23 protein-coding genes are annotated in these 17,809 nt (G+C 50.3%); 9 read left to right on the top strand and 14 right to left on the bottom strand.

Annotated elements, in window-relative coordinates:
• Positions 1–601: 601 nt before the first annotated feature.
• The 4 genes from LTAR_RS15175 to LTAR_RS15190 all read left to right on the top strand — a co-directional run bounded on the left by LTAR_RS15175 (position 602) and on the right by LTAR_RS15190 (position 2,659).
• The gene (locus LTAR_RS15175; RefSeq protein ID WP_062423125.1) at positions 602–937 is read left to right on the top strand and encodes a hypothetical protein; all 336 of its coding nucleotides are present in this window, start codon (positions 602–604) and stop codon (positions 935–937) included.
• A 50-nt stretch (positions 938–987) separates the two neighbouring features.
• Positions 988–1,296 (top strand): transposase, encoded by a 309-nt coding sequence (locus LTAR_RS15180; RefSeq protein WP_062422960.1) that lies wholly within the window; start codon positions 988–990, stop codon positions 1,294–1,296.
• Positions 1,293–2,153: an IS3 family transposase gene (locus LTAR_RS15185; RefSeq protein WP_236686617.1), complete on the top strand. Its 861-nt coding sequence runs from the start codon at positions 1,293–1,295 to the stop codon at positions 2,151–2,153. Before LTAR_RS15180 ends, LTAR_RS15185 begins: the two co-directional genes overlap by 4 nt.
• 266 nt (positions 2,154–2,419) lie before the next feature.
• Entirely contained in the window at positions 2,420–2,659 is a 240-nt protein-coding gene (locus tag LTAR_RS15190; RefSeq protein WP_062423126.1) for a hypothetical protein, read from the top strand.
• 321 nt (positions 2,660–2,980) lie between these two features.
• Here the strand turns inward: LTAR_RS15190 and LTAR_RS15195 are convergent, their stop codons facing one another.
• From LTAR_RS15195 to LTAR_RS15210, 5 genes are all read right to left on the bottom strand, one after another.
• A complete protein-coding gene (locus LTAR_RS15195) occupies positions 2,981–4,012 on the bottom strand; it encodes a DMT family transporter (protein WP_062423127.1) in 1,032 nt (343 codons plus the stop codon).
• A 25-nt stretch (positions 4,013–4,037) separates the two neighbouring features.
• Positions 4,038–4,202: a DUF5679 domain-containing protein gene (locus tag LTAR_RS17200; RefSeq protein ID WP_162837306.1), complete on the bottom strand. Its 165-nt coding sequence runs from the start codon at positions 4,200–4,202 to the stop codon at positions 4,038–4,040.
• Between the two features lie 403 nt (positions 4,203–4,605).
• Positions 4,606–5,484, bottom strand: a complete 879-nt coding sequence (locus LTAR_RS15200) for a DnaA N-terminal domain-containing protein (protein ID WP_158423455.1) — start codon at positions 5,482–5,484, stop codon at positions 4,606–4,608.
• Positions 5,485–5,560: 76 nt separating this feature from the next.
• On the bottom strand, positions 5,561–5,896 hold the full coding sequence (locus LTAR_RS15205) for a hypothetical protein (protein WP_062423129.1): 336 nt from the start codon (positions 5,894–5,896) through the stop codon (positions 5,561–5,563).
• The gene (locus LTAR_RS15210) at positions 5,893–6,717 is read right to left on the bottom strand and encodes an ExeA family protein (protein WP_062423130.1); all 825 of its coding nucleotides are present in this window, start codon (positions 6,715–6,717) and stop codon (positions 5,893–5,895) included. Before LTAR_RS15210 ends, LTAR_RS15205 begins: the two co-directional genes overlap by 4 nt.
• Before the next feature lie 396 nt (positions 6,718–7,113).
• Here LTAR_RS15210 and LTAR_RS15215 point away from each other — a divergent pair, with 396 nt between their 5' ends.
• The 4 genes from LTAR_RS15215 (at position 7,114) to LTAR_RS15230 (ending at position 8,460) form a co-directional block, all read left to right on the top strand.
• On the top strand, positions 7,114–7,317 hold the full coding sequence (locus LTAR_RS15215) for a putative motility protein (RefSeq protein WP_158423456.1): 204 nt from the start codon (positions 7,114–7,116) through the stop codon (positions 7,315–7,317).
• 122 nt (positions 7,318–7,439) lie between these two features.
• Positions 7,440–7,652, top strand: coding sequence for an AbrB/MazE/SpoVT family DNA-binding domain-containing protein (locus LTAR_RS15220; protein ID WP_062423132.1), 213 nt, complete (start codon positions 7,440–7,442; stop codon positions 7,650–7,652).
• On the top strand, positions 7,649–8,023 hold the full coding sequence (locus LTAR_RS15225) for a type II toxin-antitoxin system VapC family toxin (RefSeq protein WP_062423133.1): 375 nt from the start codon (positions 7,649–7,651) through the stop codon (positions 8,021–8,023). The genes LTAR_RS15220 and LTAR_RS15225 overlap by 4 nt, the downstream gene beginning before the upstream one ends.
• A 215-nt stretch (positions 8,024–8,238) precedes the next feature.
• Positions 8,239–8,460, top strand: coding sequence for a hypothetical protein (locus LTAR_RS15230; RefSeq protein WP_062423134.1), 222 nt, complete (start codon positions 8,239–8,241; stop codon positions 8,458–8,460).
• Positions 8,461–8,801: 341 nt separating this feature from the next.
• Here LTAR_RS15230 and LTAR_RS15235 read toward each other — a convergent pair whose 3' ends face one another.
• The 9 genes from LTAR_RS15235 to LTAR_RS15265 form a co-directional block, all read right to left on the bottom strand.
• Positions 8,802–9,224, bottom strand: coding sequence for a hypothetical protein (locus LTAR_RS15235; RefSeq protein ID WP_062423135.1), 423 nt, complete (start codon positions 9,222–9,224; stop codon positions 8,802–8,804).
• On the bottom strand, positions 9,217–9,990 hold the full coding sequence (locus tag LTAR_RS15240) for a ParA family protein (protein ID WP_062423136.1): 774 nt from the start codon (positions 9,988–9,990) through the stop codon (positions 9,217–9,219). Before LTAR_RS15240 ends, LTAR_RS15235 begins: the two co-directional genes overlap by 8 nt.
• 116 nt (positions 9,991–10,106) lie before the next feature.
• Positions 10,107–10,355, bottom strand: a complete 249-nt coding sequence (locus LTAR_RS17070; RefSeq protein ID WP_139044596.1) for a hypothetical protein — start codon at positions 10,353–10,355, stop codon at positions 10,107–10,109.
• A 47-nt stretch (positions 10,356–10,402) separates the two neighbouring features.
• Positions 10,403–13,519, bottom strand: coding sequence for a type ISP restriction/modification enzyme (locus LTAR_RS15245; RefSeq protein ID WP_062423137.1), 3,117 nt, complete (start codon positions 13,517–13,519; stop codon positions 10,403–10,405).
• 65 nt (positions 13,520–13,584) lie between these two features.
• Positions 13,585–14,439 carry a DNA damage-inducible protein D gene (dinD, locus tag LTAR_RS15250; protein ID WP_062423138.1) on the bottom strand — a complete coding sequence of 285 codons (855 nt, stop codon included), beginning with the start codon at positions 14,437–14,439 and terminating at the stop codon, positions 13,585–13,587.
• Positions 14,440–14,572: 133 nt separating this feature from the next.
• Positions 14,573–16,024, bottom strand: a complete 1,452-nt coding sequence (locus LTAR_RS15255; protein ID WP_062423139.1) for an MBOAT family O-acyltransferase — start codon at positions 16,022–16,024, stop codon at positions 14,573–14,575.
• Between the two features lie 4 nt (positions 16,025–16,028).
• Positions 16,029–16,172 carry a hypothetical protein gene (locus tag LTAR_RS17175; RefSeq protein ID WP_158423457.1) on the bottom strand — a complete coding sequence of 48 codons (144 nt, stop codon included), beginning with the start codon at positions 16,170–16,172 and terminating at the stop codon, positions 16,029–16,031.
• On the bottom strand, positions 16,145–16,546 hold the full coding sequence (locus LTAR_RS15260) for a hypothetical protein (RefSeq protein ID WP_062423140.1): 402 nt from the start codon (positions 16,544–16,546) through the stop codon (positions 16,145–16,147). The genes LTAR_RS17175 and LTAR_RS15260 overlap by 28 nt, the downstream gene beginning before the upstream one ends.
• A gap of 82 nt (positions 16,547–16,628) precedes the next feature.
• Positions 16,629–17,108, bottom strand: coding sequence for a YbaK/EbsC family protein (locus tag LTAR_RS15265; protein ID WP_062423141.1), 480 nt, complete (start codon positions 17,106–17,108; stop codon positions 16,629–16,631).
• 135 nt (positions 17,109–17,243) lie between these two features.
• Between LTAR_RS15265 and LTAR_RS15270 the strand changes: the two genes are divergently transcribed.
• Positions 17,244–17,636, top strand: a complete 393-nt coding sequence (locus LTAR_RS15270; RefSeq protein WP_062423142.1) for a phosphomannose isomerase type II C-terminal cupin domain — start codon at positions 17,244–17,246, stop codon at positions 17,634–17,636.
• Positions 17,637–17,809 lie beyond the last annotated feature (173 nt).

A 17,809-nucleotide genomic window follows, 5' to 3' on the forward strand; every position in this document is an offset into this window, starting at 1 on the left:
CCCGCTCGATCTGCATGGCGCTTTTATCTCCCCGTTTCAGCAATTCAAGCGCCTGGATCTTGAAATCCTCTGAATACTCCCTGTACTTCTTGTCTCTCATCTCGTCTCTCCTGATCTTGTTAGTCTACTTGATCAGGACATTTTTCGTGTCTACTTTTTCGCTCGTTTCCAGTTGGGCGCTTAGCTCCTCTCCCTTTGGGGCAGGTTGTACGCTTAGCTCCTCTCCCTTTGGGGCAGGTTGTGCGCTTAGCTCCTCTTCCTTTGGGGCAGGTTGTGCGCTTACCGCCTCTCCCTTTGGGGCAGGTTGAGCGTTTAACTCCTCTCCCTTTGGGGCAGGTCGTGCGCTTCACCCCTCTCCTTTTGGGGCAGGTTGAGCGCTTAACTCCTCTCCCTTTGGGGCAGGTCGTGCGCTTAGCTCCTCTCCCTTTAAGGCAGGTCGTGCGCTTAGCTCCTCTCCCTTTGGGGCAGGTCGTGCGCTTACCACCTCTCCCTTTGGGGCAGCTTGGGTGTTTAACTCCTCTCCCTTTGGGAGAGGTTGGGAGAGGGCGTATAATTATTTCAATAGCCCCCAACCATAACCAAACCCAGGGAGGAAAACACCATGCCTGAGACCATTTATGGCCCGCATAACCCTCACCCGCTTTCAACCCGAAAAACCGAACTGGTGTGGGAAGGCAAATACGACGAATACGGCAACCGCCGCGAGGTAGACCTGGCCGGCTCTGCCATGCCCTTGCAGAAAATTGAGACCGTGGACGAACCCAAACAGCGCGCCCTCGTGCAGGGCACCCTGTTTGACGAGCAAAAAGCCCACCGCGATGACTTCCGCAACATGCTCATCTGGGGTGACAACAAACTGGTGATGGCCTCGCTGCTGCGGGATTATAAAGGCAAAATTGACCTGATCTACATTGACTGGAAACGAGCGAAAAAGTAGACACGAAAAATGTCCTGATCAAGTAGACTAACAAGATCAGGAGAGACGAGATGAGAGACAAGAAGTACAGGGAGTATTCAGAGGATTTCAAGATCCAGGCGCTTGAATTGCTGAAACGGGGAGATAAAAGCGCCATGCAGATCGAGCGGGAATTGGGAATAACACCTGGGATGCTGGTAAAGTGGCGTGACCGATATCAGATCATGGAGAGAGCAGGAGAACCTGCCCAAATTGTACCCAGTGATCTGGAAGCCGCGAAAGCAGAAATTCGCCGGTTACAGAAAGAACTATCCAACGCAGAGGAGGAAAGAGATATCCTAAAAAAAGCGATCAACATCTTCTCACGAAAAAGCCATTGAAGTACGCCTTCATAGCGGCCCATGAGAAGATATTCTCCGTCAAACGAATGTGTAAAGTACTGGAAGTACATCGCAGCGGGTACTACGCCTGGAAACAGAGGCCCGAAAGTGCCAGATCGCGGGCCAATGCCGAATTACTGGAAAAGGTCAGAGAAGCTTTTCTATTCAGCCGGTACACCTATGGCAGTCAGCGGATACACAAGTATTGGCTTCAAAAAGGGTACAACTATTCCCGTTTTCGGGTGGCACGGTTGATGAGAAAGGCCCATCTGATCCCATTGAAAGCCCGCAGGTGGCATCCACAGACCACCAAACAGCACTATGGCGACAGGATAGCCCCTAACATATTGAACCAGAAATTCCAGGCAACCAAACCTAATGAGAAATGGGTGGGTGACATCACCTATATCGACACGGCCGAAGGTTGGCTTTATCTGGCATCCATCATGGACCTGTACTCTCGCAAGATCGTGGGGTGGGCTATGGCAGACCGGATGAACACACAACTGGTTGAGAAAGCCTGGAAAATGGCCGTGGTCAACCGGCATCCGCAGGTTGATTTACTGCATCATTCCGACCGCGGATGCCAGTACACGAGCGAAGCCTATTTGAAGTTGTTGGAAGCTGCGAAATGCCAGATCAGTATGAGCAGAACCGGGAATTGTTATGACAATGCGGCTATGGAGAGCTTTCATGCCACATTGAAAAGCGAATGTGCTTACCGGCAATTCTCATCCAGAGCCGAAGCTAAATCTACTATCTTCGAGTATATTGAGGTTTGGTACAATCGCCAAAGATTGCACTCTTCCCTGGGTTATCGTAGCCCAGCGGATTTCGAGCAAATTTCAGGACATTAAATGTGTCCACTTTTTTTGACCTATTCCACAACCTGCCCCAAAGGGAGAGGAGTTAAGCGCTCAATCTGCCCCAAAGGGAGAGGCGGTAAGCGCCCAACCTGCCCCAAATGGAGAGGAGCTAAGCGCTCAACCTGCCCCAAAGGGAGTGGGGTGAAGTCTCTAGGTTCGCTCAACGGAAAAGGGATTTAGTCCACGGGTTCGCTCGAAGGGAGAGGTGTGTTAAATGTTCTATAATACTGGTACATCATGAAAACACAGGAGCGAATATGAGAGAATCCATTAGAGAATTGGATGTCAAGAAAGATGAGGCGGGGAATATCACGTCGGTTGGCATCGTTTTTGGTCCGCATTATTTTGTGGAGGTGAAACAGGAAGGCAGCCGGGTCAAGTTTGTTCTGGGGGCTACGCATCATGGATTTGAGGTGGATGCTTCAGAGATCGGCCAAGGATTGGAAGAAATGATTTATGCCATTCGAGAGAAATTTCCTGAGACGGCGATTGATTGATTACACCCCCACCTGCCTCCCCCGATGGGGGAGGTTTTTTTTTATTCCTACAGGTGGAGGAGGTTTTTTTTATTCCTACAGGTGGAGGAGGTTTTTTGGCTGACTGCCTATCTATGAGGGGGGTTTTAACAGGCTGGTTTTGATGAGCGGTACACATCAGTTGAGATCACTGTTATGGAATAGCTCGAATCATGTTCACCATATTGATCTGCCCATTACAAATTGATGTAGGGATATAAAAGATCCGTTATTTATCAGATTCACAGTGCAGCGATTTATTCACATTATGCCTCCCCCTCTGGGGGAGGTTGGTGGGGGCGTTTACACCCCCGCCGGCTCCGCCTCTGTCGCCGGTTCACGCTCAAATAACCGCATGATGGCCACCCCGCCCAGCACCAGCAGACTGCCTACGACCTGGATGCCGGTCATCCGCTCACCCAGAAGAAGGAAGGCAATAATGGCAGTGAATACCGGCTCCGTCGAAAGGATCAGGTTGGCCACACTGGAGGGCAGATACCCCAGGCTCACATTGTAGAGGCCGAAACCCGCCACCGTCGGCCCGGCGGCCAGCAGGAGCAGCACCCCCCACCCCGCCCAGGCATGACCCAGCCAGAACATGTCAGCCGGTTGACTGGCGGCCCCGGGCAGAGATTTTCCCAATAACAGGTTGAAAACCATCAGGAAGCTGGCAGCAAAGGCAAAAATGTAAAGGATGGTCGTCCAGGCGTTCAGGCCGCGGTTGGCGGCTTTACGTCCCATAAGGCTATACGCAGCGTAGGCCAGCCCGGAAATGATACCCGTGAAGATGGCCAGCAGGTTGCTCTGCCACACCGAGGGGTCATATGCGCCCGCCACAAGCACGCAACCGCCCAGGCTTAAACACACGGCCAGCACTTTGATCCAGCCCAGAGTCTCCTTTAACAACCACCAGCCCAGCAGCGCCGTGAAAGCCGCCGATGAGTACACCAGCACAGTCGAAACGGCGGCACCGTTGAGCACCACCGAATTGGTCCACAGGGAATTGAAGATGGCCAGCACAAGTCCATATAAAAGGAAGTACAACAGGTCGCGTTTCTCCACGTGTAAGCTCGACGGCCGGGAGAGTCCGAGCACCGTCAGCAGGGTGAGTGCCACAAAACTGTCACGCCAGAACGCCAGGATCAGTGCCGGCAGATGGTAATTAACCGACAGGTGCCGAATGAGGATGGCGGTGGTGGATAAAATAATGGCGCTGATGAAGGCGATCAGGTAGCCGCGCGAGGTATGGTTTTGTGTTAATGGGTTGGTTGTCATGGGGATGAATTGTAACAAAGACTTATTCGTATAAAAAAAGCTGCCCGATTTTGATATCATCGGGCAGCCTCTTCCTTGCTACGTTCTATTTCTTTTCCTTCGGGAGGATCTTCATCACGGTGGTGCCGCAAACGGAGCATTTGCCTTTAACAGCATTGGCGCCATTTTTCAACACAGTCTTCTCAGCGTCTTTGATGAGCTGTTTGCTTTTGCATTTCAAGCAATACGACTCATATTTCTCGTCAGCCATGGGGTATCTCCTTTCTAAAGAGTTTTTGAATTGCAAGCACCGGATTTTACCTCAAAACCAGTGGTAATGCCCTGTTTCCACACTTTACATTCTTTCCTATTGATCAGGAAAACCATAATCCATCAAGGTGAAAAATCCTGGTTCAACAGAATACGCATGAAAAACATCTTTCATATCCAAATCTATTCGCTCGCCTGTTTGCTTTCTCAGAATTTTGAATTATTAAACCTCGAGTAATAAGAAGTTCGACCTGTTGATCCAAAGAAAGCGGGGGTTTTGAATAGCTGGGCATTTTAACAAAAATGACCCACCATGGTCCGCTTGCTGAAAACAGCAGAGGCGTAGTGGGTACTGTTAGACATATTATACTGAAAAATAAGGCGGTTGAACATAGTCAATCCCCCTACTCCTCGGTTTCGTCTTCAAATTCCGCCGGGTACCAGCGCTCGGCTTCCGGCAGGTTCAATACATCCTGATCTTCGGGCGTCAACGGATCATCCATGCGGACCATCAGGGTGATGCCGGCCGTCCGCACACCGTTGGGCGTCATCATGCGTCGGACAGTGTACCGCAAAAAGTATTTTCGCACCAGTTCTCCTGCCAGTACATCCTTGACAGTGCGTACAGAAACATTGGCTTTGGCGGCGATCTCCGCCATGTCAGTTTCCACCCGATTGCGCAGCTCACCGGTTTTTGGATTCCAGAAACACATGCTGCGGGCAGCTAAAATAACGGCCAGGGCAGAATGCCCGACAAGGGGCAGCCAGTGTTCAAAGAAATACAGTGTCAGAAACAGGCCGCGTTCGGGTTGGATAACCCGGGCGCGCTCGCTGCCATACGCCCTGGCCAGAAGGATCTTGCGTTCAGAGGGTTCTCCCTGAGTCCGTTCCCGCCTGGGTTCCCGGTCAACCGGTTTTGACGGCTCATCGTCGGAAGGCTGTACAGAAGGTTTTTCTTTACGCGGGGCCGGTTCGCCATCTTCTTCGTGGAAAAATTCATTAACAACGGTGAACTTCAATCGTACCGGTGCTGTCAGCATGCCTTCAAGCATGTGAGTCACCCGGCTGCGCAGGCGGGCCTCCACCCAGTCACGTCCGTAGGTGTTACGCGCCCCTACAGTGAACACGCCGTCACGGTAGCTGACCGGTTTCAGCGGCTTCACCCAGGTTTCGAAGCTGGTTTTGTCCATCTCAGACTGGAGCTGACCGAGAATCATCTCCCAGGCGTCATCCATGGTTGATGACGGCAATGTATACGCTCGGGTTTGTACCAGTTGATCCATGGGGGTAGGATTTTTCTCCTGAAATAATGGGGCGATTTTTTCTTCCATTAATACCGGGGGTTATTGGAAGAAATTATTACCCTCCCTCGACAAGATGTTCGATCAAATCCATCATGTTGTCAAAATTCTGTTCAGCCAGCCGGGAATACCGGGTGGAACAAATGCGCGCCAGAATACCCACGGTTTCACCGCTGGAGATTTTGCGTCCCAGCATTTCACTGAAGCGGTCTTGCCAGACCTTTAAATCGGCCGATTCGCCCTGTGAAAGGGTCATCCCGACTTTATACCGGGGTACTGGCGCCGGCGGACGTCCCACCGGGCGGCTTTCCTGGGTTTGGTTGGAGCGGGCGTCATAGAGTTGCAGCCAGGCCGGGCGGCCGGCAGGCGGTGTAGGTGCAGTCTTTTTTTTCAAAGTTTCACCGCCTCTTCTGCGATAGCCAGGGTGATCATGCTTTCATTGCTCTGCAGGAGCAGGTCAATGGCGATGTTGCACAGGCGGATGATCTCCCGCGGCACGCCTTGTGAGCTTTCATACAGCAATTCAAATGCATTGTCATGGATGAGCGGTGCATTGCGGCCGGCCACGTTCAGCCGGAAGAGCACCATCTGAAGGGCACTACCCAGAGCCAGCGGTGAGAGGATGAGCCGGGCAAACACGCGCGCATTCACAGCCTTGTTCTGCTCAAAAAGACCGAGCATTTCATTTTGACCAAAGGCCAAAACCTGCGCCACTTTGGCATCATAGTCAAAGTTGTACAGGCGGTGGATCACTTCCAGAGCCGATGGGTCCATCAACTGGGCATCATCCAACAAAATGACCACATTACGTTTGGCAATATAGGCATCGGCCATTTTGCGTTCGATGCTTTCCATCTGACGCTGGAAGGAACGCTGCGGGTCAACCCCCAGCGATGTAGAAATTTGCCGGGCGGCATCCATGCCCGATTTAAAGGCCGCGGTGTGGATGTAGCACACATCCATGTTGGGTTCAGCGGAATGGACATCATACAGGCGGCGGGCAAGAGAACTTTTCCCCATGCCCATGTCGCCGATCACCAGTCCAAGGCCGCGCCGGCGCGAGATAATATTCAGAAGTTGTTTGTAAACCGATAGATGTTCGGAACCGAGGTATAAATATCGCGGATCTGCAGAAAGTTTGAAGGGATCTTCTTTCAATCCCAGGCGTTCCAGGCGGGTCATACGCCATTCTGCATCGTTGAAGGCAAAGGTCATGGTAATTTCCTCCTCCTGGTGAGTATTATAGATCAAATCAGTACCGATTTCAATAGGTTATCGTATTTTTTGAAATTTGGCAAATAATTACGCTAACTTTTTTAGAACAACCCCCGGTTTACCGTATTTTTTATCACAAATCCTTTTTTCACGTCAAAATTGGCTGTCTCATTCAGCCGCACCGAACCACATCCAATCCGGTTGTTTGATTTCCTCCGGATTATTCCATAATAGCACATATATTCTATTATTCAAGTGGCAATTTTTTGTCCGTTAAATCCTGCCATGCGGTGATATTCCCACGGGATGTCAGTATTCAACTCCACCGGCCCTGTTCAAAAAATCTTCTTCCAAAAAAGGACTAAAGGTACGATGCACACAACCGATAAAAAGAATATGATAAATTCCATTTCCAGCGAATCGTCCCTCGCATCGTATGCCACCGGCAGCAAAAACCGGGCCGTGATGAATGAGATTAGCATGGCCATCATGAAGCAGACCATGGACCAGCAAAAGGCGGCCGGTCAGGCTCTTATCGAAATGATCAAACAATCCCCCATGCCCGATGGGACCGGGCAGCTCCTCAACAAAGCAGCCTGACCAGATTTCAGCGTAAAACCAGCGGCGACCCTGAGGGTCGCCGTTTTGATTCCTGTGTGATACAGGAGTGTATTGTCTGTGCTATACTCGTATTACGATTCGTTTATCGTTCAGAGGTTCGTATGACGTTAACAACGGTATCATCCAAATATCAAATTGTGATCCCAAGGGAAATTCGTGAAAACCTGAAGATCAAACCCGGCCAGAAACTGCAGATGATCCAGATTGGCCGCCGGATTGAAATTATTCTCCTTGAACCGATTGAAGCGGCACGAGGAATATTTCCCCATCTGAATGTAACAGACTACCGCGAACAGGATGACAGAGAAATATGAACCTTGTGGATACATCGGGATGGTTTGAATATTTTACTGATTCTCCTTATGCCCTTTTCTTTTCCGAAGCCATCGAAAACACAGAGTCATTGATTGTTTCCCCATTGAATTACTATGAGATTTACAAACGGGTTCTGCGTGAATTCGGTCATGATGAAGCCAATCGTGCTATCGGTTTTCTTAATCATGCGCGAGTGGTTGACCTGTCTATTCCGATTTCATTGGAAGCCGCTGAACTTTCAGTGAAATATCAATTGCCCATGGCAGACAGTTTGCTTCTGGCCACCGCATTTTCCCAAAATGCGGATTTTTGGACCATGGATTCACATTTCAAAGACGTCCCATCTGTCAGGTATTTTGAAAAGAAATAATATTCCGATTTATTCCTAAGCGGCGACCCTGAGGGTCGCCGCTTGATTATTCAGGTACAACACTTTACCTTTCCAAAAATGCTTGCACGCCCCACTTCTCAAAAAATAAACGGGGTTTTTACGCCGCAGGTAAAATCTGGCGTGCTATTTGCACCTTCTTTCCGGCAGATTTGACATTACACCAAATCGGATAGTCCATTCCGGGAAAACATAGCATGCCAGAAAAATCGAATCCCTTCAACATCCTTCCGATGGAGTTTTCACCCGCCCTTGCGGCTACCGTCAAAAAAAGGCCGGCTCTGGTCAGCCAGAGCTTTTCAACTCTTCTCGCACAGACCTGTGAGCCCAATCTGTCAACCGGTGGTTATTCAGGAGACATTCTAAAATATCCTCCCCTGCCCGATGGCACCGGTCGTATTATTAACAAAGGTGTGTAAGTAAAACCAAAACGAACCAGAGGCGACCCTAAGGGTCGCCTCTTCTTTTACATTCCTTCAGGCATTCTTTGCCTTAAGGCCAGTGTGCAATTCTTTCTATCTGGCCGGAAGGCATATTTTTCTATCTGGCCAGCAGGCAATAATTTCATACAGGCCTGCATGCAATAATATCCTTCAGGCCAACGGGCAGCGGTTGCATTCATGCCAGAAAGCAAAAAATACCTCCGGGAGGCCGGAGGGAATCTTTTGCCTGTCTTAAGCAGGCAGTTTTTGCACGTCTAAAGAGTGCAAATTTCGCACGTGATTCTTATGATGACTTTAATTAATGACTCTTTATTACTTTATGGATGTTTTTTTCCATTTTTTGTGATCATTCGCGGAATAACCAGACCGGGCATGAGGTTTTCTGGAAAGTTCAGATTCCAATCATACCGCGGACTGCGCGATGGCTGCTTCATGGCATCCACATCCACCACGCCACTTTCCAGGTCGTTCAAGAAGCGGATCAACGCCAGGCTCACCAGTTGACTGGCCGGCAGGCGTTCCCGGTCTGCCAGGTCTTTGATGCGCTGGCGCAGCTGGGGTGGAAGATCGTATGTGGCGCGCTGTTCACGCCGTGAGGTGATCTTTGCCCGTTCCTTGGCTTTCTTTTCACGCTGCTGCCGGGGCAGCTGGGTTTCGGCTTTGCGCCGCTCCATCCCCGAAAGCAAATCAGCCACAGCCGGGTCGAGTACGGCACGGCGTTCAAACTTGGGCTCAGGCATCCAGCACCTCCAATAACCGCTCCAAACACTGCGTATAGCCGCCTACATGTTTGTTATTCTCCGTATAGCCGTTCAATACGGTTGATTCAGGGGAGTATTCCCACAGACTCTTTCCGAACGCGGCCGCTTCACGGGCGCGGGTATCCTGCGGAATAGGCGGCCAGACCCGCTTGCCAAAGGTTTTAACAATTTCCTGCAATTGCGCCAGTGTCTCGCGGGTGGTGCGGTCAAAGAACGTGGGCAAAATGGCGTACCCTTCAAAGCTGTGACCGCGTTGACTCACCTCGCCCATTGTCATCAGGATTTCACGCACACCATCCACTGCCAGGGCATCCAGACGGGTGGGAATAACCACATAGTCTGAAGCCACCAAACCGTTAACATGCAGCACATCCAGCGAAGGTGCCATGTCGAGGAGAACGGCATCGTAATCCAGATCGGCCAGCGAGTTGGCCAGAATGGATTCGCGGAAATCGGAAACAGTGATCTGCCGTTTGACCTTCTCTGTCATTTTGTCGCCGGGGAGGATGTCCAGGTTTTCGCGGGCATGCACCACCACCTTGCGCAGCGGCATTTCATTAACGATCAGGTTGAACAGGCCCGGCTCTTTTTCGCTGCCCAGCGAAAAAGCGACATGTCCCTGTGGATCGAGGTCTACAAGCAGAGTACGGCGGCCGAGACGGGCCAGTCCATGAGCCAGGGTGACGGCGGTGGTGGTCTTGCCGACGCCGCCTTTTTGATTGGCAAAGGCGATGGTTTTCATCATGGGTAAAATGGGTTCCTTGAAATGAGCAGATTTCCCGTCTAAGGGTCGCCCTTCGGATATTATAAGGGTCGCCGATGGATTTTGTCAAGAGGCGACCCAAAACGGCGACCCTGAAATCAACATAGGGTCGCCCCTAATGGCAATAATTTGCCCGAAAATGGGCGGGGCAGGGCAGGGGGGTAGTCATAATTCATCCCCAGGCAAAAGGCGTGCCAGAACGGGTAATAATCCATTGGGAAGGAAGGTCCCTGTGCAAGGTGGACGCGAATGAATCCCGTCTCTATCTGCTTCCACCGGATGGTGATGTCGGGAAGGCAGGCCTGCGGTAGAAGCAGGCGGACATAGGTTTGGGTGATTGCAGACACGGTTCGCGTCGCCTGCTTCTACCTTGCATAAGAAGGACGTATTGGTGTTAGGGTAGATTAATAGGCAAATAATTGTTTTCGATCTGGTGAAAGACGGGGTCCAATTCGGACTGTATTTCAATGGTTTTCTGAATGGCCGTGGCGATGCGGGCATACCGACGTGGATCATCCATCAGACGACCTTTGCGGTCTTTCAGGTATTTGTTCAACACCTGGTAGCCGCCGATCTGGTAGGTCCACATTTCAGGGCTGATACCTTCAAAATACTTGCCTGCGTTGATATGAACCCGGCCGTCAGCCGGGTCATATACGACTTTTTCCACCCGATCGTTGCCGCCACTGCCCTGGTAGCGGCAGACCGGCGGATCGAGTTCTGGGCTTTCAAGAAGGTGCAGGTCTGCCAGGCGTTTGCCGTAATCCGCCATCTGACGAAAAACAGCATAGTCACCGGCAAAGGGAACGCGAGGAAAATCAGTCCGCAAATATTCCGCATAAGTGGATCTATATGATGGACAATAAAAAATGCCATAAATGTAATATAGTATTTCTTCAGGAATGGGTTGGCGTTCGTAAGCAGAACTTAGGATATTGATTAATTCGGATGAAATGTTAGGTTGGCGTTCTACGGTAGATGATGAAAAGAGATCACGTTGGTTTGGATCAGGGTATTGATAAAGAGGAAAAAGGAAATTTCCCTCTTTCAAAGATACTGTATGGTGGGTTATTATCGTTTTAGAAATAAAAATATGATCCCAAGTTTTATTTCCTTCAACCCTCTTACTTAAACACAAACCAATATTTTCGCCTTGAATCATGTGACGCATGATTTCAAGTCTCGAACGCTCCAATAAGGCATCATGATAAAAAATCGTTCTATTATCAAATGGTCTATAAAGAATAGTCCTGAAATAATTCTCTAAATCACTCTCACTTTGAATTATTGAACGAGTGTTTTGGAGTGACCAATTTGGCTTATCGATTAATTTATAGGCATTAGCCAAAAGTTCATTGGATATTTGTGTATCCTGTAATTGAAAAATTCTTCTTTTTAATTGGTCTTTAGAAAAATCGATAATAAAATCGTCCCTCGATGTAACAATCCCCATACGATTGACAAGAAAAGCCTTGTCAATCGGAAACCAATTTTCATATTGCTTAATGTCTTTTGTCTTCCGTGGAATTAAAAAATAGTGAGGGCTTTCGGGTGATAAAAATGAAAATTGAACTTCTCCAATATCAAGGTTTTCAAGCCATCGATATTTATTTTCTCTCAATCCAAATAAATCTATTTGCTTAATAACACAATTGCTGGTTTCCAATCCTTTTATCAATAAAACTATTGCCACCCCCTGTTGAATATCAAACACATTCTCATCTTTTGAGCCATCCGGTGCAATTTCCTTTTTCAGGCTGTTGCCGTGCAGATTCACGATGTAGATTTCATCGAATGTCTTCATCAGGCTCTGGCGCATGCCGCGAAAGGTGGGATTATCCAGGTAGCTGTGGTTGGTAATCATCCCCACGATGCCGCGCCCGGCTTTCTCGATTTTCCACTGGGCGAATCGCAGAAATTTTACATAATCATCCTGCAGCCATTTCGGATTCTTCTCACCCAATGGTTTGCCATCCACGGAATAATAACTTTGAGCACCATCCAGATCGGTTTTTAACAGTTTTTCCGTCCACTCAGACCTGTTGGCAGACATACCCGAATACGGCGGATTCCCCATGATCACCAGAATGGGATCCTGTTTCTTCACCTTTGCCGCCAGTTTGCTTTCATGACTCAGGGCGCTCAGTCCGGGCAGAGCAGTGGCTTCAATCTCCTTCATATCCAGAGTGTTTGTCAGATAGAGATTAAAGCGTTCGCCGTTCTGCAGAGTGTAGCCCAGTTCTTCGAGCAGCAGGTTGATCTTCATGTGCCCCATGGCGTAGGGTGCCATCATCAACTCAAAGGCATAAAAGTTCTTCAGGATGTGTTCCTGAATAAAACGCGCCTTGCCGCCTTCCCCGTATTTCCGGGTGAATTCATCCACAGCCAGCCGGATGGCTTCCGCCGGAAAAGTCAACGTGCCGGCGGCCGGGTCGAGCATGGTAACTTCGGGGCTGGCAAGTCCATCACTTAATCCAAAGCGGGTTTTTAAAAGATCGTGAATCGAACGTACGATGAACCCAACCACCGGTTCCGGGGTGTAGTACACCCCGCGAGCTTCCCGCAGAGCCGGATCATACACACTCAGGAAGGTTTCATAAAAATGCATGATCGGGTCTGAGCCCTTCCCCTGGCGTGCATACTGGTGCAGAATGGCATCAATATCCGCCACGCTGAGTACATCAGCAATATCATCAATGATCACTTCCATTTGGGGTGACGGATTGCCCAGGGAAATATACTGGAAGACATCGTGTAAAATACCAATGGACCGGGGAATGAAATTGACGGCTGTCTGGCGGGAGAAGGATTCTCCACTGCGGGAGCGAGCGGCAAACAGGCCGTACGCAACGGTCTGTGCATAAAGATCTGCAAACGTCTTCTCGTCCAATGCGGGAATCAAATATTTCTTGAACGCCTCAAAAAAGCCGTGTAATTGGTTTGGTTGTTCCTGTTGTTCCTGAATTTCCTGCGATACGATCTCATCACGTAGAAATCGGGTACGTTTTGCCAATTCACGCGCCAGAGTGTTGGCGGTGAACGTTCGGGGAAGTGAAAAATTAAAGAAATACTCGATCAGTTCAGCAAACTGTTCCTCATTTTCCAACGGTGGGAGTGTTCTCAACTTTTTCGCAATAAATTGACGCCCGATTTGTACCTGTTTAATCAGGTTTCCTTCCCGGTACAACCGAAATTCATAAAAATCTGTCAAAATCAGGTTGGGAAAGGTTTTCAAGTACCGCTTAAGTTGGTCAGTAGTTTCCACCTGGTCCAGGTTGGTGCCCGGTTTCTTGGCTTCAATATAGCCGGTGATATGTTGACGGCCATCCCAAACACGAAAATCGGGATTACCGGCTTCCGTCTTTTTGGGCAGGGTTGTGACCTTTACTGTTTTGGTAGCGAGTGTAAGCAGCAAGGTTTCAAGGGTACTGTAATACGATTCCTCACGGGAATCGTCCCGTTGAGTGATTTCGGAAATAGACGCCAGGTAATTCTGCAATGTTTGTGTCATGAGTTCCCACCATCATTGGTTATGTATAAAAGGTATTATAGCCTTTCAACCAGACGAAAAATTCTTTACTGGTCTTCATCCCCATCCTTTTTCTGTACATCCTTTAATAACTTTTTCTCGTCGCTAACCAATTTGCGCTGTGTTTTTTTGATATCATCCGCCGCTGGCAATGCTTCAGGTCTGACTCCGCGTTCGATTAACATTTTCCGCACAGCTTTGTTGTTATCCACATGTTCATGGGTGATGTCATTTTCACCGTTAAGGTCCTTTTCAATCACATTGTGGCTGGTCAGTTCGTTGGCGAAATCTTTTGCCTTGATGGTGAGGGTGGGCAGAAAATCTGCCAGAGGGCGACCGTCGGGCACAGCCAGTTTCTTCTTCATCTCGCCGGTTGAATAACCGCCAAACAGCGCCTGATCCCCTTTCGATCGGATGATACCGAAACCACGGTCATCCACCCCCCGTTCATAAATAATCCCAGAGAGTTTCTTTTCAGACTGGGTCAATTTTTCGCGAGCGGTCACGCGGGCAACATCCAGGAGTCGCTGGGCAATGACCTCCTGTCGGCGGGTTTGAACGGCAAAATAGGTTTGGGCAAAGGCGATCTCGTTTTTAGCCGGGTCGCCATTCTGGGCGATCAGGTAGCAGGCATAGCGGGTTAAGGCCAGGTCTTCCACCTCGCGGGTCGCCCCACTGCCAAGTTCGACCATTTTCCCGACATCGGCAAAATGGTCTGAAACGGATATACCGGCGTTCTTGCAGGCGTTTTTCGCTTTAAGAATACTATTTTTGAAATTATCCCATTTGGAATACCCCAGGATTTCCTGCAAGTCGCGGGCGCTCCAACATTCAATGTCGTTATACAGGTAACAGGCAGCTTCAAATTTATGAAACAACTCATTGATCATTTCCGGTTTCATTTGCACCCTCCTTAATATGAATATATGGAAAGAAATTGCCCTTTTTACTAAACCACGATCATTTTGTAGACGTCAACAAAATGCTACTACATCTCAACTTAACGTACTCCCCCACCAAGGTCACCCAACTACCCTATCCCCACCCCAACAGACCGCCGAACACCCGCAGGGCAGAGACGACATCCGGCAAACAGAACCAAACCCACCCGAAGGCCACATAATGAAAGGTCAAAAACCAGCCGCCAAACCCGAGGGCTTTCCTGCCCCAGTCCGAGGTGACCCGCGGCGTGATGGTGCGTTTGGCCCAGTCTGAATAACGATTCTGGACGAAAAGTCCCAGCCCGTGCCACAATCCCCAGATGATGAAATTCACGGTGATACCGTGCCACAGGCCGATGAGCAGCATGGTGCCCAGCTGGCCGATCAGCATAACCAGAAGCGGTGAAAGGCTGGATTTGTTCACCCGCAGCCAGCGGGTGACCGGGTTGAAGAAATAAGCGCGCACCCAGTTGGTGAGTGTCATGTGCCAGTTGTTCCAGAACTGCGTCAGGTTGGTGCGGCCGTAGGGATTGTTGAAGTTCTCGGGCAGGCGGATGCCCAGTATGCGCGACATACCGAGGGCGATATCGGTGTAGCCGCTAAAGTCAAAGTAAATTTGCAGGGCATACCCGTAAAGCAGCACCCAGTACCAGGCCGGGTGAATCACCTGACCGGCCGTGCGGGGATTCAACGCCACAATGGCCAGCGTATCGGCCACGGCGAATTTTTTGAACAGGCCGATAATCAACCGGCGCAGGGCTTCGGCGGTCTCGTTGCGGTCGAGCGGGGCAGGAGAGCGCAAATCTTTCAGGAATCGTTCCAGCCGATCAATTGGGCCGGAGCTGAAGGCTGGAAAGAAGACGGCATAGATCAGGTATTCTGCCAGGGTGGCCGTAGGCAGGCGGCCAGATTGCCGGTCGCGCAACGTATGGATCAGGCGAAAAGCCAGGTATGAGTACCCCAGCCAGCGGAAATCTATCGCGGATGCTCCGGCGGTGTTCTGCCCGGCGGCTGTGCGCAGGGTGATAGAGACGAATTGAGCCAGGAACGGGGATTTGAGCAGCAAGAACAGGCCGATCAGGACGGCGAGCATGATCCCCAGGAGTCGTTTATTGTTGCGTATAGATAAAAATAGTATTCCGCCCAGCACAGCCAGGCCGATCAGTGATTGCAGCAGGGGAGGGGGGGCCAGAGTCAGCCAGCCCGCCGGCAGGCGAATCAGCGAGGTGAACGCCGTCAACAGGGCGGCAGCCACCAGACCCAGCAGGGCAGGGGCGTTAACTTTGAAGGAACGTTCTTCCGCCGGAGTGACGGCCGCCCAGCAGAGAACCGTCAGAACCAGGGTGAGGGTGGGCAGCCAGAAATCCAGACCGCGGATGGGCAGAGATGGTTGCAGCCAGTAAACCGCCAGAACAGAGGCGCCAAAAAGGAAAGCCGTTCGTCCCCACTCTTTTGACGGGTCAGGTGAATGGGGTGTTATGAACCGCGCCAGCAGACGGTAAAGCAGGGCGGCACAGAAAGCGGCAAGAATCTGGGGGAGTGACACCGGATTAAAATCCCTGATAGATCCACAGGGGAGTGGAATCGGCAGTAAAAATGAGCAGCGCCAGCAGCATCAGAGCCAGCAGCACAGCCCAGGCATTTTCTTTCGTAAAGAGGCGGTTCATTACTTCGTGTAGCCGCACATTCGCCATTCCCCGCCTTCCTGACTTACCAGGTAGGGGCGGCGGTCCAGCGGAATTTCCTGATCTTCATTCCCGTAGGTAGCCACAATTTTGCCGGTGCAGGTGACTTTGGCTGAAGTGCCTTCGTCGCCGGCTTTGGTGCAGGTCACACCATCAAGGCGGGCTTTCACCGCCTGAAAGGAATCTGCTTCAAGACGGGCTTTCTCTTCCCAGGCCTTGCATGATACAGTGGTCAGGCGGTTGACATCCTGGCTGACCAGGGCGTTCAGGTAAGTTTCAACGGCTTTTTCTGGTCCTGCCGCCGCTGATGTGCCACCGCAGGCAGATAAAACTGCCGCACCAAGGGAAAGAATCACAACCAGGGAAACGGTACGAAACGACATGCAACCCTCCGCATGAAAAATTGCCAAAGATGGCCCAATTTTACCGCAAAGCATTACGGCGATTAATTAAATAGAAGGAATGCTAATCTTCCTTTGTTTTCATCACCGTTCCGCCGGTCAATGTGACCAGTTCAGCGGGGGTCAGTTCAAACACGGCGGTGGGGGCGCCGGCAGCCGCCCAGATGGTTTTATATTGCAGAAGGTCTTCATCAATATAGGTTGTCATCGGCTGAGTATGGCCGGCTGGAGGCACTCCGCCAATGGCATAGCCGCTCACGGTATGGACAAAATCGGGGTCAGCGCGGTCAATGGGTTCACCCAGGGCTTCACCGATGCGTTTGGTATTCACCCGGTTTATCCCGGAGGCAATCACCAGAACCGGTTTTTTTGACCGGCGGGCGGTGAATACCAGTGATTTGGCGATTTGCGCCACTGTGCAGCCGATGGCCTCGGCGGCTTCTGCGGAGGTGCGGGTGGACTGGTTATGTTCCACCACCTGGTAGGAATGACCGGTGGAAGTAATGAAATCCTGAAATCTCTGGGCGGATGATGAAAGAGTCATATTGTCTTCTCCTCGTTGATGGGATAATTGTAATCCACGGCGAGTTGCTTCCATTGAGTGGTGGATTACAATTAATAGACAAGAATTATCGGTATGGTTTTTGACGTTATAGTGTTAAGGAAAGGAGAATTTATTATGACGAATTTCGCCACAAAGCCCATTCCAGCTGAAAAACCGGATGTTCCGTGGACTCACCGCCCGTGGGGACAACAGAAACAATATGCTTACAATGAGGAATGTACCGTTACGTATATCGTTGTTGAACCAGATCACCGGCTGAGTCTGCAAAGCCATTCGGGCCGTGCTGAACTGTGGATTGCGCTGGATGACGGCGCCCTCATCCAGGTGGGAGATACAGTCACCCTCGCCAAAGCCGGAGAGGAATTCTGGATTCCACCCAACACCAAACACCGCCTGAGCAGCACCGGCAGCCGCATCCGTGTTCTGGAAGTCGGCTTTGGAAACTGGAAGCAAGAAGATATCATCCGGTACGAAGATGATTATGCCCGCCCGGCGGAAGGCGAATAGAAAAATTGAATGTCAGAAACGTCCCCACTCCAAACAGGCGGGGACGTTTTTTTTGTAGGAACGGGCAGGGGGATAAAAGTGACATATGTCACCTGTTATTGATGTAATTCGTTTTATTATTTCTGTATTGACAAAGACCTGTCAAATGCGTAAACTATTTTTTAATGTCCTTA

This window comes from Leptolinea tardivitalis, assembly GCF_001050275.1.
Lineage (GTDB): Bacteria > Chloroflexota > Anaerolineae > Anaerolineales > Anaerolineaceae > Leptolinea > Leptolinea tardivitalis.